General features: G+C 73.6%; 19 protein-coding genes and 1 tRNA gene. 7 read left to right on the top strand and 13 right to left on the bottom strand.

Features of this window, described 5'->3' with window-relative positions:
- Positions 1-32: 32 nt before the first annotated feature.
- From ACFYYB_RS25285 to ACFYYB_RS25255, 7 genes are all read right to left on the bottom strand, one after another.
- Positions 33-1,271 (bottom strand): acyl-CoA dehydrogenase family protein, encoded by a 1,239-nt coding sequence (locus tag ACFYYB_RS25285; protein ID WP_389437608.1) that lies wholly within the window; start codon positions 1,269-1,271, stop codon positions 33-35.
- A 10-nt stretch (positions 1,272-1,281) separates the two neighbouring features.
- Positions 1,282-2,346, bottom strand: a complete 1,065-nt coding sequence (locus tag ACFYYB_RS25280; RefSeq protein ID WP_389437607.1) for a phosphotransferase family protein — start codon at positions 2,344-2,346, stop codon at positions 1,282-1,284.
- 122 nt (positions 2,347-2,468) lie between these two features.
- A complete protein-coding gene (locus ACFYYB_RS25275) occupies positions 2,469-3,380 on the bottom strand; it encodes an MBL fold metallo-hydrolase (protein ID WP_389437605.1) in 912 nt (303 codons plus the stop codon).
- Positions 3,381-3,468: 88 nt separating this feature from the next.
- Positions 3,469-3,765 carry a hypothetical protein gene (locus ACFYYB_RS25270; protein WP_389437603.1) on the bottom strand — a complete coding sequence of 99 codons (297 nt, stop codon included), beginning with the start codon at positions 3,763-3,765 and terminating at the stop codon, positions 3,469-3,471.
- Positions 3,766-3,938: 173 nt separating this feature from the next.
- Positions 3,939-4,280, bottom strand: a complete 342-nt coding sequence (locus tag ACFYYB_RS25265) for a DUF202 domain-containing protein (protein WP_389437602.1) — start codon at positions 4,278-4,280, stop codon at positions 3,939-3,941.
- An 18-nt stretch (positions 4,281-4,298) separates the two neighbouring features.
- Positions 4,299-4,697, bottom strand: a complete 399-nt coding sequence (locus ACFYYB_RS25260; RefSeq protein WP_389437598.1) for a YidH family protein — start codon at positions 4,695-4,697, stop codon at positions 4,299-4,301.
- 150 nt (positions 4,698-4,847) lie between these two features.
- A complete protein-coding gene (locus ACFYYB_RS25255) occupies positions 4,848-5,369 on the bottom strand; it encodes an NUDIX domain-containing protein (RefSeq protein WP_389437594.1) in 522 nt (173 codons plus the stop codon).
- 81 nt (positions 5,370-5,450) lie between these two features.
- On the opposite strand from ACFYYB_RS25255, the gene ACFYYB_RS25250 reads away from it, so the two are divergent.
- Positions 5,451-7,106: an FAD-binding dehydrogenase gene (locus ACFYYB_RS25250; RefSeq protein ID WP_389437591.1), complete on the top strand. Its 1,656-nt coding sequence runs from the start codon at positions 5,451-5,453 to the stop codon at positions 7,104-7,106.
- Between the two features lie 106 nt (positions 7,107-7,212).
- The gene (locus ACFYYB_RS25245) at positions 7,213-7,428 is read left to right on the top strand and encodes a DUF6243 family protein (protein WP_389437587.1); all 216 of its coding nucleotides are present in this window, start codon (positions 7,213-7,215) and stop codon (positions 7,426-7,428) included.
- Positions 7,429-7,557: 129 nt separating this feature from the next.
- On the opposite strand, the gene ACFYYB_RS25240 is transcribed toward ACFYYB_RS25245, so the two are convergent.
- Entirely contained in the window at positions 7,558-7,983 is a 426-nt protein-coding gene (locus tag ACFYYB_RS25240) for an ASCH domain-containing protein (RefSeq protein ID WP_389437586.1), read from the bottom strand.
- Between the two features lie 228 nt (positions 7,984-8,211).
- On the opposite strand from ACFYYB_RS25240, the gene ACFYYB_RS25235 reads away from it, so the two are divergent.
- Together ACFYYB_RS25235 and ACFYYB_RS25230 are read left to right on the top strand one after the other, a co-directional pair.
- Positions 8,212-9,159, top strand: a complete 948-nt coding sequence (locus ACFYYB_RS25235) for a hypothetical protein (RefSeq protein ID WP_389437584.1) — start codon at positions 8,212-8,214, stop codon at positions 9,157-9,159.
- 150 nt (positions 9,160-9,309) lie between these two features.
- Complete coding sequence (locus ACFYYB_RS25230; protein ID WP_389437582.1) at positions 9,310-10,881, top strand: APC family permease; 1,572 nt, start codon at positions 9,310-9,312, stop codon at positions 10,879-10,881.
- Between the two features lie 80 nt (positions 10,882-10,961).
- Here the strand turns inward: ACFYYB_RS25230 and ACFYYB_RS25225 are convergent, their stop codons facing one another.
- Both ACFYYB_RS25225 and ACFYYB_RS25220 read right to left on the bottom strand, forming a co-directional pair.
- Entirely contained in the window at positions 10,962-11,321 is a 360-nt protein-coding gene (locus tag ACFYYB_RS25225; RefSeq protein WP_389437581.1) for a zinc ribbon domain-containing protein YjdM, read from the bottom strand.
- A gap of 92 nt (positions 11,322-11,413) precedes the next feature.
- Positions 11,414-11,501: transfer RNA gene (locus tag ACFYYB_RS25220), tRNA-Leu, on the bottom strand.
- 168 nt (positions 11,502-11,669) lie between these two features.
- Between ACFYYB_RS25220 and ACFYYB_RS25215 the strand changes: the two genes are divergently transcribed.
- A complete protein-coding gene (locus ACFYYB_RS25215; RefSeq protein ID WP_389437580.1) occupies positions 11,670-12,995 on the top strand; it encodes a M20/M25/M40 family metallo-hydrolase in 1,326 nt (441 codons plus the stop codon).
- A gap of 179 nt (positions 12,996-13,174) precedes the next feature.
- The gene (chpH, locus tag ACFYYB_RS25210) at positions 13,175-13,408 is read left to right on the top strand and encodes a chaplin ChpH (RefSeq protein ID WP_243333973.1); all 234 of its coding nucleotides are present in this window, start codon (positions 13,175-13,177) and stop codon (positions 13,406-13,408) included.
- Between the two features lie 68 nt (positions 13,409-13,476).
- Here the strand turns inward: chpH and ACFYYB_RS25205 are convergent, their stop codons facing one another.
- A complete protein-coding gene (locus tag ACFYYB_RS25205; protein WP_243333977.1) occupies positions 13,477-13,665 on the bottom strand; it encodes a DUF5703 family protein in 189 nt (62 codons plus the stop codon).
- Positions 13,666-13,712: 47 nt separating this feature from the next.
- Here ACFYYB_RS25205 and ACFYYB_RS25200 point away from each other — a divergent pair, with 47 nt between their 5' ends.
- Positions 13,713-14,381 carry a hypothetical protein gene (locus ACFYYB_RS25200; protein ID WP_389437579.1) on the top strand — a complete coding sequence of 223 codons (669 nt, stop codon included), beginning with the start codon at positions 13,713-13,715 and terminating at the stop codon, positions 14,379-14,381.
- A 132-nt stretch (positions 14,382-14,513) separates the two neighbouring features.
- On the opposite strand, the gene ACFYYB_RS25195 is transcribed toward ACFYYB_RS25200, so the two are convergent.
- Both ACFYYB_RS25195 and ACFYYB_RS25190 read right to left on the bottom strand, forming a co-directional pair.
- A complete protein-coding gene (locus ACFYYB_RS25195) occupies positions 14,514-16,952 on the bottom strand; it encodes a helix-hairpin-helix domain-containing protein (RefSeq protein ID WP_389437578.1) in 2,439 nt (812 codons plus the stop codon).
- Positions 16,949-17,941, bottom strand: a complete 993-nt coding sequence (locus tag ACFYYB_RS25190; RefSeq protein WP_389437576.1) for an aldo/keto reductase — start codon at positions 17,939-17,941, stop codon at positions 16,949-16,951. Before ACFYYB_RS25190 ends, ACFYYB_RS25195 begins: the two co-directional genes overlap by 4 nt.
- Positions 17,942-18,003: the final 62 nt, after the last annotated feature.

The raw sequence follows: 18,003 nt of genomic DNA, 5'->3' as shown, positions 1-18,003 counted from the left end.
GCCGCAGCGCGTCCCGCCGTGCCCGCGGGAGGCTACCGGTACCGCTTGAGCTCCCGGTGCGCCAGCGAGCGCTGGTGCACCTCGTCCGGCCCGTCCGCCAGCCGCAGCGTCCGCGCCGCCGCCCACAGCTCCGCCAGCGGGAAGTCCTGGCTCACCCCGCCGGCGCCGTGCAGCTGCACCGCGTCGTCCAGGATCCGCACCACCGCCCGCGGGGTCGCGATCTTGATGGCCTGGATCTCGGTGTGCGCGCCCCGGTTGCCGGCCGTGTCCATCAGCCAGGCCGTCTTCAGCACCAGCAGCCGCAGCTGCTCCACGGTGACCCGGGCGTCCGCGATCCAGTTCTGTACGACGCCCTGCGCGGCCAGCTCCTTGCCGAAGGCGGTACGTCCCACCGCGCGCCGGCACATCAGCTCGATGGCCCGCTCCGCCATGCCGATGAGCCGCATGCAGTGGTGGATCCGCCCCGGCCCGAGGCGGGCCTGGGCGATGGCGAAGCCGCCGCCCTCCTCGCCGATCAGGTTCGCCGCCGGCACCCGGGCCCCGTCGAAGACGACCTCGGCATGACCGCCGTGGTCGTGGTCCTCGTACCCGTACACCGTCATCGCGCGCCGGATCTCGACCCCCGGGGTGTCCCGGGGGACCAGGATCATGGACTGCTGGCGGCGCGGGTCGGCGCCCCCGGGGTCGGTCTTGCCCATGACGATGAAGATCTTGCAGTCCGGGTTCATGGCCCCGGAGATGAACCACTTGCGGCCCGTGATCACGTACTCGTCGCCGCTCGCCGAACGCTCGATGCGGGTCTCGATGTTCGTGGCGTCCGAGGAGGCCACCTCCGGCTCGGTCATCGCGAACGCGGACCGGATCTCCCCGGCCAGCAGCGGCTCCAGCCACTGCTTCTTCTGCTCCTCGTTGCCGAACTGCGCGAGCAGCTCCATGTTCCCGGTGTCCGGAGCCGCGCAGTTCGTCGCCGTCGGCGCCAGGTGCGGGCTGCGGCCGGTGATCTCGGCGAGCGGGGCGTACTGGAGGTTGGTCAGCCCGGCGCCGTACGCGGCATCCGGCAGGCCGTGCTGGTTCACGAAGAAGAGGTTCCACAGTCCCTGGCGGCGCGCCTCGGCCTTCAGTTCACCGAACACGGCCGGGGTGTCCCAGGGCGAGGCCAGCCGCGCGCGCTGCTCGGCGGCGACGGGTTCCGCCGGGTAGACGTACTCCTCCATGAACGTGAGGAGCCGTCCGCGGAGTTCCTCGGTGCGGGCGTCGAATGCGAAGTCCATCGGGGGTTCCTCAACCTTCCTGAAGGGTGGTCAGACCGTGCTCGATGAAGACCGGGACCAGCTCGCCGATCCGGTCGAAGCCCGCGCCGACGGTCTGCCCGAGCGTGAAGCGGTAGTGGATGCCTTCGAGGATCACCGCGAGCTTGAACCAGGCGAAGGCCGTGTACCAGGCGACCTGCGAGGCGTCCCGGCCCGAACGGGCCGCGTACCGCTCGATCAGCTCGGCGGGTGCCGGATGGCCGGGGGCCCCGCTGGTCGTGCTGACCGGGGAGTCGGTCAGGCCCAGGTCGGAGCTGTACATCACCAGCAGCCCGAGGTCCGTCAGCGGATCGCCGAGCGTGGACATCTCCCAGTCCAGCACCGCCCGGATCCGGTCCGTACCGTCGCCGGAGTCGCCGATGAGCACGTTGTCCAGCCGGAAGTCCCCGTGCACCACCGTGGGCGCGGGCGACTCGGGCAGGGTCCGCCCGAGGGCGCCGTGCAGCTCGTCGATCCCGGCGAGCTCCCGCCCCCGGGAGGCCGCGAGCTGCTTGCCCCAGCGGCGCAGCTGCCGGTCCAGGAACCCCTCGGGCCGCCCGAAGTCCCCCAGACCCACCGCCTCCGGGTCCACCGCGTGCAGGTCGACCAGGGTGTCCACCAGGCCCAGCACCGCGCGCCGGGTCCGCTCGGGACCCAGTGCGGCGAGCTGCCCGGCCGTGCGGAACGGCACCCCGTCCACGTACTCCATCACGTAGAACGGCGCCCCCAGCACGGCCTCGTCCTCGCACAGCAGCAGCGGCTCGGGCACCGGCACCGCGGTGCCGTGCAGCGCCGCGATGACCCGGTGCTCGCGCCGCATGTCGTGCGCGGTCGCCAGTACGTGCCCCAGCGGCGGCCTGCGCACCACCCACCGGGAGCTCCCGTCGCCCACCTCGTACGTGAGGTTCGAGCGGCCGCCCTCGATCAGCCGGCCGGTCAGCGCCCCGGCCACCAGGCCCGGCAGCGCCCGGTCGAGATGGCCGCGCAGCCGCTCCAGATCGAGCCCTCGCGGGCCGGAAGGGGCGCCGGAAGGGTCAGGGGAGGGAGCTGAGGTCATGGTGCGCGCCTCCGTGCGGAGTTGACGACGACGGAACGGACGCACACCATCATGCCGACCAGTCGGTATGCCGTCCAGTGGGTGGAGGCGGCGAAGTGCGCGTCTTCGGTCGTACCGCCCGGTCAGGCGTGGCAGAGGATCGGCGTCCCGCCGTTCATCACGGTCATGTCCCGCAGCACCGCCAGGATGTCCAGAGGTACCCCCTCGGGCTCCCCGGCCAGTTCCGCGTACGCCCGGTGCAGGTTGGCCACCAGCCGCTCGCTCTCCCGCCAGGCGGCGAACTCGCCGAGATCGGCCTGCCGGGCCGCCTCCAGCGGGGTCAGCCCCTTCGCGCGCCCCTCCCGGGCCAGCTCGGCCACGTACCGCAGGTAGCGCTCGGTGGCCTCGTACGCGCCGGGGTCCGTCAGCGGGCCGTGTCCCGGCACGACCGTCTCCGCGTCGAGCGAGCGCAGCAGCTCCAGCGCCCGCAGCGAACCGGCCAGCGAGCCCATCGCCAGGAACGGCGTGCCCTCCGCGAAGACCAGGTCGCCGGTGAAGACGATCCGCTGCCCGGGCAGCCACACGACGGAGTCGCCCGTGGTGTGCGCCACGCCCGGGTGGAGGACCCGTACCTCGGTCTCCCCGACGTGCAGCGTCATCCGGTCGGTGTACGTCAGATCGGGTGCGGTGATGTCCAGCGCGCCGAAGTCGGTCGCCGGCCAGATCAGTTCCAGCTGGCGCCCGGCGGCGAGCTGCTCCGCGCGCGCGTTCTCGTGCGCCAGGACCAGCGCCTCCGGGGTGAACACGCCGTTCCCGTAGGTGTGGTCGCCGTGGTGGTGGGTGTTGACCACCGTGCGGGGGAGCGGCGCCCCGGCGGCCAGTACCGCCGCGCGCAGGGCCAGCGCCCGCCGCTCGGTGGCCGCCGTGTCCACGAGCAGCGTCCGGCCGCCGCCGGTCACGAAGCCGGCGTTGTTCAGGCACCAGCCACCGTCCGGCTGCACGTAGGCGTGCACCCCGGGCGCGGGCTGGACGAGGTACGGCTCTTCGGCGGGCATCCGGTCTCTCCCCGGGTCACGGTGACGGGCTTTCGGCATCCTGCCAGTCACCGGGCCGCGGGGGGAGGGTTCGGGTTGTCAGCGCTCGTCAGTGCTCGTCGACGTGGCCGTCGTGCTGGGCGTGCCGGTGCCCGTCGTGCAGGTAGTCGACGTGGTCGCCGTGCTGGACGGACTCGTGCCCGCAGTCCGGGCCGTGCGCGTGCGCGTGGGCGGCGTGCTCGGCGTGACCGGCGGGCTCGCACTCGTCCCAGTGGCCGGAGTGCTCGCGGTGCAGATGGCCGTCGTGCGCGTAGTCGACGTGGTCGCCGTGCTGGACCGGGGTGTGCCCGCAGTCGGCGCCGTGGGAGTGCTCGTGCGTGGGGTGTTCCTGGTGCATGGTCGTCATGACGGCCGAGGATAGTGGAGATGCACCCCGAATCCACCGATGTGTTCGCCATTAGGGGTATATGCCGGGAAAGGCCGGTCCCCTGGCCGACGGCCCGGGAGCCGGACGACCGTGGGGCGCCGACCCGCCGACCCGCAGACCCGCCGACCCGAGGGGGCCGGTGGGCCGGTCCCTCACACGATGAGCGCCATCGCGAACACCGCCAGGCCCACCGTGCAGGCCGTCGCCGCCAGCGCCGCGCCCACCGCCAGCCCGGCCGGCCGCGCCGCCGCCAGCTCCCGCACCCGCCGGTGCGCCACCCCCATGAAGGCCAGCCAGAACAGCGCGATCACCGCCACCCCGGCGACGGCCACCAGGGAGCCGGACCCGTGCAGGGCCTGGCGCAGCGCCAGTACGGCCACCACCGCGCAGGACAGGGTCGTACGCCGCCACGCGAGCCGGGTCCGCTCGGGCTGCAGTCCCGCGTCACGGCCGCCGGGGCCCTCGCGGTCGGCGGCGTCGGCCGAGGCGCTCATCGCCCCTTCACCGGCCCGTCACCGCCCTTTCGTCCAGCCCAGCAGGACGACCACCACCATCGCCATCGCGACCAGCCCCACCCCCAGGCTCAGCACCACCGGGAACCGGGACATCGGCAGGTCCTCGCCGCGCCGCATGGCCCGCTCGCACCGCACCCAGTGGTTCACCGCGCGCAGCGAACAGGCCGCGCCCACCGCGAGCAGCGCGAAGGCCATCGCCACGCGCACCGCCCACCGCAGGTCCGGCAGGAACTGGTCCACGGCGAACCCGCCGCCGATCAGGGCCAGGGCGGTCCTGATCCAGGCCAGGAAGGTCCGCTCGTTGGCCAGCGAGAAGCGGTAGTCGGGGGTCTCGCCCTCGTCCCTCACCCGAGCCGGCGCGAACCACAGCCGCACGTCCTTGACGAAGTCGAGCACCCGCCCAATCTACTGGCGCCCCGCGCGGGCGGCCCCCGGAGCCGCCCCGCAGGCCCCCCGGAGCCGACCTGCGGGTTTCCCGGACGCCTACCGCCGCCCGGACCCGCCCCACCGGCGCTCCTGGCCGCCCCCACCCCGCACGGAGCCGGCCTACCCCCGCTCCGAGAGGAACTCCCGCAGCCTCCGGTACGCCTCCAGCCCGTCCGGCACCCACGGCCACGAGCCGTCCGCGACCCGCCGCGCCACCTCCCCCTCGGGCAGCCACGCGTGCCAGGCCACCTCCGAGGCCTGCGGGCGCACCGGCAGCTCGCAGCGGACCTCGTGCACGTAGCTCCACCAAGCCCCGCCCGGCCCCTCGTAGAGGAACTTGAACAGCGGCTCGGGCGGCTCCAGCCCCGCCACCCCCAGCTCCTCCTCCGCCTCCCGCAGGGCCGCCTCGGCGTAGCTCTCGCCCGCGCCGACCACCCCGCCCACGAACATGTCGTAGTGCGAGGGGAAGACCAGCTTCGAATCCGTCCGCCGGTGCGTGAAGATCCGTCCCTCCCCGTCCCGGGCCAGGACGAAAACGCAGCGGTGGATCAGCCCCTTCGCGTACACCTCGCCCCGCGGGGCGCGCCCCGTCACCCGGTCCTCCCGGTCCACCACGTCCAGTACCTCGTCGGCCGCGCTCATGCCGTGATCCTCCGCTCCCATTGACTGGTTACCGCTCCGTAGCAAAGGATCGCCCCACCACCGACGGAGGACGGGTTCCACATGACGTACGACGCAGACGTGATCGTGATCGGGGCCGGGCTCGCGGGCCTCGTGGCCACCGCCGAGCTCGTCGACGCCGGCCGCAAGGTCATCCTGCTCGACCAGGAGCCGGAGCAGTCCATGGGCGGCCAGGCCCACTGGTCCTTCGGCGGCCTGTTCTTCGTCGACTCGCCGGAACAGCGCCGCATGCGGATCAAGGACACCCGTGAGCTGGCCCTCCAGGACTGGGCCGGCACCGCCGGCTTCGACCGCGAGGAGGACGCCTGGCCGCGCCGCTGGGCCGAGGCCTACGTGGACTTCGCGGCCGGCGAGAAGCGCCCCTGGCTGCACGCCCAGGGCGTCCGCTTCTTCCCCGTCGTCGGCTGGGCGGAGCGCGGCGGCTACGACGCCAACGGCCACGGCAACTCCGTACCCCGCTTCCACATCACCTGGGGCACCGGACCCGGCCTCGTGGAGCCCTTCGAGCGCCGCGTACGGGCCGGGGTGGCCCGCGGGCTGGTCCAGCTGAAGTTCCGCCACCGGGTCACTGGGCTCTCCCGTACGGCGGGCACCCTCGACACGGTGACCGGCGAGGTCCTGGCCCCCTCCGACGCCGTCCGCGGCACCGCGAGCGGCCGCGAGGCCACCGGGGAGTTCTCCCTGCGCGCCCAGGCCGTGATCGTGACCAGCGGCGGCATCGGCGGCAACCACGACCTCGTGCGGGCCCAGTGGCCGGCCCGGCTCGGCACGCCGCCCGCGCGGCTGCTCTCCGGGGTCCCGGCCCACGTGGACGGCCTGATGCTGGGCATCGCGGAGGAGGCGGGCGCCAGCCACATCAACAAGGACCGGATGTGGCACTACACCGAGGGCATCGAGAACTGGAACCCGATCTGGTCCAAGCACGGCATCCGCATCCTGCCCGGTCCGTCCTCGCTCTGGCTGGACGCCACCGGCAAGCGGCTGCCCGTACCGCTCTTCCCGGGCTTCGACACCCTCGGCACGCTCGACCACATCATGAAGACCGGCCACGACCACACCTGGTTCGTCCTCAACCAGCGCATCATCGGCAAGGAATTCGGGCTCTCCGGCTCCGAGCAGAACCCGGACCTGACGGGGAAATCGGTCCGCGGGGTCATCGAGCGGGCCCGCCAGGCGGTCCCCGGGCCGGTGCAGGCCTTCATGGACAACGGCGCCGACTTCGTCGTCGAGAAGGACCTCTCCGCGCTGGTGCGGGGCATGAACGCGATCACCAAGGACGGACTGCTCGACGAGGAGACCGTCCGCCGCGAGATCGTCGCCCGCGACCGGGAGATCGCCAACCCCTTCACCAAGGACCTCCAGGTCACGGCGATCCACGGCGCCCGCAAGTACCTCGGCGACAAACTGATCCGCACCGCCGCCCCGCACCGGATCCTGGACCCGGCGGCGGGCCCGCTGATCGCCGTCCGGCTCTCGATCCTGACCCGCAAGTCCCTGGGCGGTCTGGAGACCGACCTTTCCTCCCGCGTCCTGACCGCCGCGGGAGAACCCCTCCCGGGCCTCTACGCGGCGGGGGAGGCGGCCGGCTTCGGCGGCGGCGGCGTCCACGGCTACCGGGCCCTGGAGGGCACCTTCCTCGGCGGCTGCATCTTCTCGGGCCGCGCGGCCGGCCGGGCGGCGGCCGCGGCCGTCTCCTGACCGGCGCCGGGCCCGCCCCTCGGCGCGGGCGCTGCCGGGGCGGCCGCTGCCGGGGCGGCACAAGGGGTGGTCCGCGGGGCCGACGGGACGGGGTACCGTCTTTGTCATGACCGTCAGCAAGAACATCAACAACCCCGTGGGCCAGGGCGGCGGCCAGCGCAAGCGGCAGTCGCGCGCCGAACGCCAGAACAACGGCCCGCACCGCAACCTCGACCGCAGCGGCGCGGCCGACCGGAAGGCCGAGCTGCTGCGCAAGATGCGCGAGAAGGCGGGCGCGGCCGAGGGCGACGCCCAGGCGGGCGACGCCACCGCGCAGAGCTGAAGCACCGCCGCCGCAGGGCGGCGCAGCACGGGCCAGGGCCCGGACCGCGACGCGCGGTCCGGGCCCTGCCGTCGTCGTACCCGGCCCGCGCCGGGCAGCGGCCCGCGCCCAGGGGCGGCGGGCCCGCGCTCAGGGCAGCCGGGTCACCAGGCGGAACCGCTCCGCCACGACCGGGGTGTCGTCGTCGACCGTGAAGTGCGGGTCGCCGAGGGCCTCCCGCATCTGCGGACCGTGCCAGAAATCCTCGTGCCCGGAGCGCCATTCGGCCACTGACGTGAATCCCTCGCCCTCGTCCAGCGCGTGCCGCAGGTCCACGTCCGCCAGCCGCAGGATCCTTACGTCCGTCACCTCCAGGACGCCCACCGGACGCCCGGCGGAGTCCACGATCACCATCCGCTCGCCCGCCACGGGCAGCGGGTCCCCCGCCGCCTCGTAGTCGGCCAGGACGGCCGTGGTCGTGGTCTTGGCGCCGCTCAGCACGGCCGCCACCAGCGCGTCCCGCAGCGGACCCGGGAAGGCGAACTCGATGGGCGGGAGATCCTCGTAGGCCGTCATGGCGGCCAGCCTACGACCCTGCGCGCGATCCGGCCCGAGGGCGGCCCCGGCCTGCCGACAACCCGCCGCGAACCGGAACAACCCCATCAACTCACCCGTGTGAAAGACCAGTTGAAACGAGCCACGCAGTGGACTGGACCTTGACGCGGAGCTGTGCGTACCGCTTTGCTGTGCGTGATCTTCCGGCCACACCGTCCAACTGCCCGCGTCCTGGAGGGAAACCCGCGGATGTCGCCCCCTCCGCCGCCCCTCGGCCGCGCCCGCAAGCGGGACGCCCAGCTCTTCGACCCCGCCCTCTGCGACCTGGAACTCGTCGACGTCCGAGCCCAGTTCACCCAGGGCCGCTGGGCCAAGGCCCGTTCCCTCCTCGTCGCCACGGGAGACGACTGGGACCGCCGAGGGCACCGCCTCGTGGTCCTCGCCGAAACCCCGGCCGCGACCGCGTGGGCGCGCGAGTGGCTCCTCGCCGAACCGGAGAGCGCCGACGCCGTCACCCTCCTCGCCTGTGCGTCCGTCTTCGGCGCCCTGCGCCGCAAGGGCACCCCCGAGGCCGCCGAGGAGGCCTGCCGCCGCGCCGCGGCCCTGCTCCCGGCCGACCCCACCCCCTGGCTCGGCCTGCTGCTCCTCACCCGCGCCTTCGGCACCGAAGAGGAGTTCAGCCGCCATTTCGACCAGGTCAGGGCCCGCCACCGCGAACACCACCACGCCCACCACCTGATGGTCTCCCGGCTGGCCGAGCGGGCCCCGGCCGCCGGCCGCGACCCGCTCCACGAGGTCTACGACTTCGCCGCCTGGGCCGCCGAGGAGTCCCCGGCCGACTCCCCGCTCGCCGTCCTCCCCGTCATCGCCCACGCCGAGCGCTACCGCGTCCTCGCCGCCGGGCAGGGCCACGGCCCGGACGCCGGAGCCGAGCACTGGTCCGGGCGCCGCGCCCGCCAGGTGCTGCGCTCCGCCTTCGACTGGTGGCTGGAGTGGGAGCGCGAGGACCACCCCCGCAACCGGGTGGACCTCAACTTCCTCGCCCACGCCAAGCTCTGCGAGGGCCGCCCCGCGGAGGCGGCCGCCCTCTTCCAGCGCATCGGCAGCCACGCCACCCAGGCCCCGTGGTCCTACCCGGACCGTGACCCGCACAAGGCCTTCCTCGCCGCACGCAGCGCCGCGCTCGGCACCGCCTGACCCACCCCCGGCCCGGCCGCCACCGCGCACGTCCGGCTCGGCAGGTCCCGCTCGTCAGTACCGCTCAGTACGCCCCGCTCCGCCAGTACCGCTTCGCCAGTACCGCTCAGCAAGTGCCGCTCAGTCCCCGCCCCGAAAGGACGCCCCGCCATGCCGACGGGCAGATCCACCACGCTCACCGACCCGGCCGGCCAGGCCGAGATCCGTACGTACAAGGGCCAGGACCGCGCCCTGCGCGCCGACCGCCTCGGCACCGCGGGCCTGCTGCTCTCCGTGCTCGCCGCGAGCGCGCCCCTGATGGTCGTCGCGGGCGTCATGCCCACGACCTTCGGGGTCATGGGCATCGTCGGACAGCCCCTGCTGTTCGTGATCCTCGGCGCCGTCCTCGCCCTCTTCAGCGTCGGCTACGCCGAGATGAGCCGGCACGTCCACAACGCCGGCGCCTTCTACGCCTACATCGCGCGCGGCCTCGGCCCCACCGCGGGCGCCGGCGCCTCGTTCGTCGCCCTCGTCGCCTACAGCGCCATGCAGGTCGGCGTCTACGGCATCCTCGGCTTCGAGATCTCCGGCCTCTTCGCCACCTACCTCGACACCGAACTGGCCTGGTGGATACCGGCCCTGACCGCCGTCGTCCTCACCGGCGCCCTCGGCTGGCTCAAGATCGACCTCAACGCCAAGGTCCTCGGCGTCCTCCTGCTCATCGAGGTCCTGCTCGTCGTCGTCTTCGACGTCGCCGCCATCGGCAAGCCCGGCCCCGAAGGCCTCTCCCTGCACGCCTTCAACCCCGAGACCCTCACCGGCGCGGGCCTCGGCACCGCCCTGTGCTTCTGCATCGCCGCCTTCGTCGGCTTCGAGCAGTCCCCGGTGTACGCGGAGGAGACCAGCAAGCCGCACATCGTCGTCTCCCGGGTGATGTTCCTCGCCGTCGGCTTCGTCGCGCTCTTCTTCGCCCTCAGCGCCTGGGCCCTGTCCGTGGCCACCGGCCCCGGCGAGGTGGTCAAGGCCTCCGCCGAGGCCGGCCCCGGCCTGCTCTTCCAGCTCGCCGAGAGCCGCCTGGGCACCACCTTCACGGACGTCCTGCACTTCCTGTTCGTGACCGGCATGTTCGCGGCGATGCTCAGCTTCCACAACGTCGTCGCCCGCTACGCCTTCGCCATGGGCCGCGAGGGCCTGCTCCCGGCCGCCTTCGGCCGCACCAACGCGGGCACCGGCGCCCCCGCCACCGGCTCGCTCCTGCAGACCGTGATCTCCGCCGTGGTCGTGCTGGCCTTCGCGTTCACCGACGACACACCGGCCGGGGACCCGACCGTGCCCGTCCTGCGCCTGTTCACCTGGATGGGCAACGTCGGCGCCCTCGGCATCACCCTCCTCATGGCCACCGCCTCCTTCGCGGTCATCGCCTTCTTCGTCCGCCGCGGCACCGCCGGCGCCCAGGTCTGGCGGCTCGGCTCGGCGGGCCTCGCCGGCCTCGCCCTGCTCGCCATCGCCGTCTACACGGTCAAGGACTTCGGCGTCCTGGTCGGCGCCGCGGAGGGCTCCGCGCTGAGCTGGGCCCTGCCCGGCATCATCGCCGCCGCCGCCCTCGTGGGCCTGGCGTACGGCCTCTTCCTGCGCTCCCGCCGCCCCGCGGCGCACGCCCGCATCGGCCTGGGCAACGAGGCCTTCCGCCTCGACCAGGCGGCGGAGTCCGCCGAGGCCGCCGTCCCGGCCCCGCGCGGCTGACCCGTACCGGACGTACGCAACAGGAGAGGGGCCCCGCCGCGGCGGGGCCCCTCTCCTGCTTCTCCGTACGCGGGCGCGGATCAGGCCTTCTTGACCACGCCGGACTTCAGCTGCATGGCTCCGAAGCCGTCGATCTTGCAGTCGATGTCGTGCCCGTCGACGCCGTCGATGAGCCGGATGTTGCGCACCTTGGTGCCGGCCTTGATCCCGGAGGGGCTGCCCTTGACCTTGAGCGCCTTGACGACGGTCACGGTGTCGCCGTCGCTCAGCACGTTCCCGACGGCGTCCTTCACGACCTGCTCACCGCTGTCCCCGCCGCCCTCGGCGTCACTCTCGGCGGGCACCCACTCGTGCCCGCACTCGGGGCACACCACGAGCGCGTTCATCTCGTAGGTGTACGCGCAGGAACATTTCGGACAAGGGGGAAGATTCTCGTTCACCCGGACAGAATATCCCGAACCGCCCACCAGGACGTTCCGCGCCGAAGCTGCCGCCAAACGCAGAAAACCCCACGTGAAGTGGGGTTTTCGCTTGGTGTCCGAGGGGGGACTTGAACCCCCACGCCCGATAAAGGGCACTAGCACCTCAAGCTAGCGCGTCTGCCATTCCGCCACCCGGACAAGGTGTCTGTCTCGCGTCCCTCGCGGGCCGTTCCGACGTGGAAAACATTACCAAACATTCCGGGGTCCTCGATCACACCCCCCTGCGGCCGGGGATCGCCCTTGGGGGAAGCGGCCCGGGGGGCGAGGATGGAGGCAGTTCGGAACTGATCAGTGGGAGGAAGCAGCGTGAGCGAATCGGGCGCGGGCAGGACCGTCTCCGGCGAGGACGAGGTCGTCGGCCTCTGCCGGGACCTCATCCGGATCGACACCAGCAACTACGGGGACCACTCGGGACCCGGCGAGCGCAAGGCGGCCGAGTGGGTCGCCGAGCAGCTCGCCGAGGTCGGGCTGGAGCCGCAGATCTTCGAATCGCACAAGGGGCGCGCCTCGACCGTGGCGCGGATCGAGGGCGAGGACCCCTCTCGGCCGGCGCTGCTGATCCACGGGCACACCGACGTGGTTCCGGCCAACGCCGCCGACTGGACCTACGACCCCTTCGCGGGCGAGATCGCCGACGGCTGCGTATGGGGCCGCGGCGCGGTCGACATGAAGGACATGGACGCGATGACGCTGGCCGTCGTGCGCGACCGCATGCGCAGCGGCCGCAAGCCCCCGCGCGACATCGTGCTGGCCTTCCTCGCCGACGAGGAGGCGGGCGGCACCTACGGCGCCCGGTACCTCGTCGACAAGCACCCCGGGCTCTTCGAGGGGGTGACGGAGGCGATCGGCGAGGTCGGCGGCTTCTCCTTCACCGTGAACGAGAACCTGCGGCTGTACCTGGTGGAGACCGCCCAGAAGGGCATGCACTGGATGCGCCTGACGGTGGAGGGCACCGCCGGCCACGGATCGATGACCAACAACGACAACGCCATCACCGAGCTCTGCGAGGCCGTCGGGCGCCTGGGCCGCCACACCTGGCCGGTACGGGTCACCAAGACCGTCCGGCACTTCCTGGACGAGCTCTCGGACGCGCTGGGCACCCCGCTCGACCCGGACGACATGGACGCCACGCTCGTCAAGCTCGGCGGCATCGCCAAGATGGTCGGCGCGACCCTGCGCAACTCCGCCGCCCCGACCATGCTCGGCGCCGGCTACAAGGTCAACGTCATCCCCGGCCAGGCCACCGCCCACGTGGACGGCCGTTTCCTGCCGGGCTACGAGGAGGAGTTCTTCGCCGACCTCGACCGGATCCTCGGGCCGCGCGTGAAGCGCGAGGACGTCCACGCGGACAAGGCGCTGGAGACGGGCTTCGACGGCAAGCTCGTGGACGCCATGCAGACCGCCCTGAAGGCGCACGACCCGATCGCCCGCGCGGTCCCGTACATGCTCTCCGGCGGTACGGACGCCAAGTCCTTCGACGACCTCGGCATCCGCTGCTTCGGCTTCGCTCCGCTCCAGCTCCCGCCGGAGCTGGACTTCGCCGGGATGTTCCACGGCGTGGACGAGCGGGTGCCGGTGGAGGGTCTGAAGTTCGGCGTCCGGGTGCTCGACCGGTTCATCGACGAGTCCTGAGGCGGGCGGCGGCCGGGTTCCGGACGGGCCGGGCGTAGCTAACGCCCGGGAATCGGGAAGGTGTGCGGAAACCACTGAGAAGAGTGAATGCGCTCATACGCTCGTAGCCCCGGTGATCCCTCCTCGTTACAGGTGGTGCGGTCCGCGGCTGGGACCGCGCTTGCCTACTAGGAGGAACAATGTTCAAGAAGGTTGCCGCCGCTGCGGCTGTCACCGGTGGTCTGGTTCTCGCGGGTGCGGGTCTGGCTGTCGCCGACGCTGGTGCCCAGGGTGCGGCCATCGGTTCGCCGGGTGTCCTGTCCGGCAACGTCGTCCAGGTTCCGGTCCACGTTCCCGTGAACGTCTGCGGTAACACGATCTCCGTGATCGGCCTGCTGAACCCGGCTTTCGGCAACACCTGCGTCAACGCCTGACGCATCTGAAGTACTCGGCCCCGGAGCGCATTCCAGCGCTCCGGGGCTGTCGGGTTTTCCGGCCCTTGTCACCAGGTCGCGCGGACCTGACGGATGATCCGGCGGCGCAGTCGCACGCGGCGACTGCCGTCCCGAAGCAGGGTCAGCCGGTCGAGCTCCCAGTGCCCGTACTCGGCGTGTTCGGTCAGCAGGCGGGTCGTTTCCTGACGTGGAACCCCACGGGGCACGTACAAGTCGACAAATTCGTATTCCGGCATCGCATCTATTGTGCCGTGAGAGCCCCTCTACGGATAGCGTCTGCACTATGTCTGATGCCGCTCTGCCCACTGTTGCCGAGGTACGCGCCGCCGCCGAGGCGGTCAAGGCCGCGCTCGACCGTCACCTCGCCGCGGTCGAGAGCAGGATCGGGGACGATGATCCGGACGTCTACGCCGCGTTCAACGAACTCGCCGCCGCCGCCGAGGAGTACGACGAACTCCTCTACGACCGCTACGACGAGGTCACCCCGTTCGAGATCCCCACTCCGGAGGACGGGCTCCCGTACACCGGCCCCGCCGAACCCGCCGCCTTCAGCGTGCTCATCCGCCGTGACTACGCCGTCGTCGAACCGGCGCGCCTGATCGCCCAGGCCGAACGCGTCGTCGCGCACGACCGCGAGGCCGAACTCGACCACGACGGCGGCACCGCCGACGCCCTCGGCGTGCTCTTCGGCGAGTACGAGCCCGACGAAATCGCCTCCCGGGCAAAGGACTTCGGACTGGAGGAGGGCGATTCCACCCTGTGGATCGCCGCTTCGGAGGAGGTCGCGGAACCGGGGGACTGGCTCGGTTCGCCCTTCGGACACATCGATCCGCAGGACGTCATGCACCGGTTCGACGTCAGCTCGGTCTTCGACGAGGAGGACGAGGGCGAGGGCGACGAGGAGGAGGCCGGGGACGGCGCGCCGGCCGAGCGGGGTCTGACCCCGGCCTGACCCCGGCCTGATCCCGGTCCGGACCCCGGCCCGAGCCCGGTCCGGCCGCGGTCCGTACCTCCCCGCGCGACACCCCGTACGCAACGCACCGCGGCCCCCGTCCCACCCGGGACGGGGGCCGCGGTGCGTCCGTCACTCGGACCGCGCCGACTCCGGTGCCGACTCCGAGGCCGAGGCGACGAGGCCCCGCAGCAGAGCCGTCAGCCGGGTCGTACGGGGCTTCGCCGGGACCTCCGCGACCGCGCGCGGCAGGGCCTGGTCCACCCCGTGCACCACCGAGAGGTGCCGCTCGGCCCGCCCGAAGGCCGTGTACACCCAGTCCCGGGACAGGGCCTGAGCCGCGTCCCCGGGCAGGACCACGACGGCCGCCGGCCAGCGCGAGCCGACGGCCTGGTGCGCCGTCACGGCCCAGCCGTGCCGCACCTGCGACTCCACCCGCTCCTTCGGTACGACGATCCGCGCGCCCGCGGCTCCGGCCAGGTGCAGCCCCTGCGCGTCGGCCGACACCACGCGGGCCGGCAAGGCCCGCCCGGCGGAGGGCACATGGACCACCCGGTCACCGGGATCGAAGCCGAGGAACCGGCCGGGGCCCGGGTTCAGCCGCTCCTTGAGGGCCGCGTTGAGCGCGCGGGTGCCCGCCGGGCCGCCGTGGCCCGGCGTGATCACCTGGACGGCGTCCGCCGGGATCCCGAAGGCGCGGGGAACCGACTCGGCGACCAGCTGCACGGTGCGGTGCACCGCCTCCCCGGCGTCGCGGACCGGGACGATGACGACCTCCTTGCCGGGGGCGTCGACCTGGTACAGCTCCCCGACGCCGATCCCCGAGACCAGCTCGCCGATCGGGCCCGGGTCCGGGATCCGGGAGACGAGCTGCGGGCAGGCACGGGCCGCGAGCACATCCGCGAAGACCCGGCCGGGGCCCGCGGAGCCGAGCACGGCCGGGTCACCGGACAGGACCAGGCGGGCCCCGTCGGGGACGGACTCCACCAGCGCGGCGGCGGTCTCCACGTCCAGCTGCGGGGCGTCCAGCACGATCAGCAGGTCCAGCGCGAACTGCCCGTCCGCGTCCCGCCCCGGGCCCTCGGCGCCGGCCAGCAGGCCCGCCACGGTGACGGCCCCCTCGGCGGGGGCGTGCGCGGCCAGGCAGGCCCGCAGGCCGAACTCCCGGGCAGCCGCCAGCAGGGCGCGGGGCTCGGCGCGGGCGGCCTCGCCGCCGGTGTGGGTGACCAGGCCGTGCCCGGCGGCGGCGCGGATCAGTTCGGCGCCGGCGCCGGTGGCGGCCTTGTCCCAGTCGGCGGGGTCCGTGAAGGCGTTGGCGATCCGGGCCAGGCCCTCGGCGAGGCTTTCCTCGGCCATGGCGGAGCCCTCCAGGCCCACCAGGATGCGTACGGGCTGCTCCTCGTCCTCGCCGACGGGCGGACCCACAGGCTCCTCGAAGGCCAGCGCGGCGCCTTCGCCGACGGCCGCCTCCAGGGCCTCCGCGGGGTCGGGCACGCCGTACTGGGCGAGAGCCGACTCCAGGGTGGGGGCCTCCAGCACCGTGTGGCCCTTGGCGGCGGCCTGTGCCAGCAGCCAGCCCACCAGGGCGGCGGCGCGCCGCTCGTCACCGGGCCCGGTCTCCTCGGCGCCGAGCAGGGCGCGGGCGAACCCGTCGGCCTGCGTCGGCCGGACCCCGGCGACGGCCAGCAGCCGCCAGGGCGACTCCGCGAGCTGCGCGGCGGCGTCCTCGCCGAGGGTGGCGGTGGTCTGCGGGGCCAGGGCCTCGGGGGCGCCACCCCGGAGGAGAACCTCGCGGACGGCCCGGAGGGCGTCGGGCGAGGCCGGTGCGGGCGCGGCGGCCGGCGTGGGCAGCGCGGCCGGCGTGGGCGAGGGGGCGGATGCCGGCGCCGGGGCCGTGGCCGGGGTGCGCTCCGGCGCGGGCGCCGGGACGGTCCTCCGCGGCGCCGGTGCGTCGAACCGGGCGGGGGGCTTGGCGCCGCTCTCCACGGCCCGTACGGCGGCCAGCAGGTCGGCGGCCGTGCCGCTGAGCTTGGCGCCGGCCTCCACGGGGGCCTCGCGCTCCGCCTTGCGGCGGGCGATGCGCTCCCGCTCGATCTTCTGGGCGGCCAGTTCCGCGGCGGCCTCGCTCAGCTGGGGCTTGGCCTCGGCGGACGCGTCCGGGCCGGCCCCCGCGCCGGCCCCTTCGGCAGCTTCCGCTTCCGCTTCCGCTTCCGCCTCCGGGCCGGCGTCTGTGTCTGCGTCCGTGTCAGCGCTGCCGGTCGGGGGTTCTGCGGGGCTTTCCCCCACCCCGCCCCTTCCCGAAACCGGGGGCTCCGCCCCCGTCCCCCCGTCCTCGGCTCCGTCGGACGGAGGCGTCTCCGCTCGCGGGTCACCGTGCGCCGCTTCGCCGGTCGGCGCGGCGGCCGCGTCGCCGCCTTCCGCTTCGCCGGGCGGCAGGGAATCGGGCCGTGGGGCGCCTTCCTCGGGTTCGCCGGGGTTCTGCGGGGCCGGGGACCGATCGGCTTCCGCGGCGGCGGGGGTGTCCTCCCGGGCCGGGTCGGCCGGTTCGGCCGCGGCGGCGGTGTCGCTCACAAGGTGCTCCAGTCCTGATCGGGGTAGCGGTGGACGGGCGCCGAGACGTCGTCCAGCGCTTGGCGGATCTCCTCCGGAAGACTAAGGGCCTCCACCGACAGGGCCGCCCCGAGCTGCGCCGACGTGCGCGCCCCGACGATCGGCGCGGCCACCCCGGGGCGGTCCCGGACCCAGGCCAGGGACACCTGGAGCGGCGTCACCGCGAGGCCGTGCGCGGCCGTCGCCACCGCGTCCACGATCCGGCTCGCCGCCTCGTCCAGGTAGGGGTCCACGAACGCGGCCATGGTCTCCGAGGCGCCCCGGGAGTCCGCCGGGGTGCCCGCCCGGTACTTGCCCGTCAGGACGCCCCGGCCGAGGGGAGAGGAGGGGAGGAGGGACAGGCCCAGGTCCAGCGCGGCCGGGACCACCTCCCGTTCCACGCCGCGCTGGAGCAGGGAGTACTCCATCTGCGTCGATGCCAGCCGGGTCCGTACACCCGGCGCCGCCAGCTGCCAGGTCGCCGCCTTCGCGAGCTGCCAGCCGCTGAAGTTCGACACGCCCGCGTACCGGGCCCGGCCGCTGCTCACGGCGATGTCCAGCGCCTGGAGGGTCTCCTCCAGCGGGGTCCAGGGGTCGAAGGCGTGGACCTGCCAGAGGTCGACGTAGTCCGTGTCCAGACGGGCCAGGGAATCGTCCAGCGCGGCGAGCAGGTGGCCGCGCGAGGCGTCGAAGCGGCGGTCCGGATCGGCCACCCCGCCGGCCTTCGTCGCGATCACCAGATCCCGCCGCGGGACGACGGAACCGATCAACTGTCCGAGGAGGTACTCCGCCTCACCGCCCCCGTACACGTCCGCGGTGTCCACGAGCGTGCCGCCCGCGTTCCAGAACGTCTTCAACTGCGCGGCCGCTTCCGCCTCGTCCGGTCCGTCCGCCGACCGGCCCCAGGTCAGTGTGCCGAGACCGATCCGGGAGACGCGCAGTCCGGTGCGGCCGAGATGCCTCTGCTCCATGAGGGCTGAGACTACTGCCGCACTGACGCGGGACGGCCGGGCGCGCTACAGTCCCCGCAGAC

The organism is Streptomyces sp. NPDC002886, assembly GCF_042888445.1.
Classification (GTDB): Bacteria; Actinomycetota; Actinomycetes; order Streptomycetales; family Streptomycetaceae; genus Streptomyces.
Note: the sequence above shows the minus strand (reverse complement) of the source record. Positions and strands in the feature narration are given on the sequence as shown.